Genomic DNA, 1,803 nt, shown 5'->3' with positions numbered 1-1,803 from the left:
ACATCCGGAACGACAGGCAAACCAAAAGGAAGTGTGATTTCCCACAGAAATGTAGTACGTCTTGTAAGAGATACTGATTATATTGAACTAAATGAAAATACAGTAATCTTACAAACAGGTTCCCTATCGTTTGATGCGTCGACATTAGAGATATGGGGAGCGTTCTTGAATGGTGGGAAAGTAGTGATTACATCTCAGGAAATCATTACAGACCATGTGCAATTAAAACAAGCAATTAGAAACAACAAGGTTACTACGATGTGGCTCACATCAACGCTCTTTAATCAAACAATCTCTGAAGATGTGACGGTGTTTGATACGCTGAGACATCTGTTAATCGGTGGAGAGAAACTTTCGGATGCCCATGTTCGAATGATGAAAGAGCATAATAAAGAAACCATTCTGACAAACGGATATGGTCCGACAGAGAATACGACATTTACAACCACATACGAAATTCCAGAGAATTTCGAAAACATTCCAATTGGAAAACCAGTCAGTAATACTCAAGTATATATTCTGAATGGAGATAACCTTTGTGGCATCGGTGTGCCAGGAGAATTATGTATTGTAGGTGACGGATTAGCCAGAGGCTATCTAAATCGTCCTGAACTGACAGAAGAGAAGTTCGTGAAGAATCCATTTGGTGAAGGAAGGATGTACCGTTCTGGAGACCTTGCAAGATGGCTGCAAGATGGATACATTGAATACTTAGGTCGAATCGATGAACAGGTGAAAATTCGAGGATTTAGAATCGAACTAGGAGAAATCGAGAGCCGAATTCGTGAAATCGAAGGTATTCATGACAGTGCAGTGATTGCAAAAGCGGATCAAAACGGTGATAAAGCGCTCTATGCATACTATACAGGAGAAAGCGTCAGTGTATCGGAGATAAGAGATCATCTTGCTGGTGTGTTGCCGGAATACATGATTCCATCCTATATGATGGAAATCGATAGTATTCCTGTGACTCGAAATGGAAAATTGGATATGAGGGCATTACCAGAAATCGAAGTAAAAGCAACCCGAGAGCATGTAGCATCAAGAAATAAGAAGGAAAGTGCGATATGCGAAGCATTCTGCACTGTGTTGAATGTGAAGGAAGTCGGCGTAAAAGAAAACTTCTTTGAACTTGGCGGAGACTCTATTAAGGCAATAAGAATCATATCGAATCTTAGAAATGTCGGATATCATTTAACCGTAAGAGACATCCTGACTGGAAAGACGGCTGAAAGAATTGCATTGGTAATGAAAGAAAAAACAGAAAATGAACGTAAATATGAGCAGGGGGAAGTAAGTGGACCAGTAATTAAGACCCCTATTATAAAATTGTTCGATTCTTGGAACTTAGAAAAGCCAGAACACTTTAACCAGACAATGATGTTCCCAGTAGACGGGATTGATAATACACAAATAAAGCAAGCAATCGAAGAACTTGTGAAACATCATGACATGTTAAGGGCAGTATACAGAAATCAACAACTCGAAATCCTTCCAATCAGTGAAAGCAAATTGTGTGATTTTTATGAGTTTGATTACCGAGGAAAAGATGACGTCAAGCAAGCCATTCAAGAGCGCTGCAGTGAAATACAGGCGAGCATCAATCTGGAGACTGGTTCGTTGGTAAAAATTGCTGTATTTGAAACAGACCATGATAAAGTAATGATGTTCTGTGTACACCATCTAGCAATCGACGGTGTATCTTGGCGAATTCTTGCAGAGGATTTTGAAACAGCAGTAGATCAGATCCAGAAGAATGAAGAGATAAGATTACCAGAGAAGACGGCCTCATTTATGGAATGG

The 1,803-nt window shown here is 39.8% G+C and carries 1 protein-coding gene; it reads left to right on the top strand.

Translation table 11 applies throughout. The features are described from left to right. Positions 1 to 1,803: AMP-binding protein (locus ABE34_RS20595; protein WP_197144321.1), on the top strand; the 1,803-nt coding region annotated here is incomplete at both ends.

The organism is Lysinibacillus sphaericus (assembly GCF_015844675.1).
Taxonomy (GTDB): Bacteria; Bacillota; Bacilli; order Bacillales_A; family Planococcaceae; genus Lysinibacillus; species Lysinibacillus sphaericus_E.
This window is presented reverse-complemented; position numbering and strand designations above follow the sequence as displayed.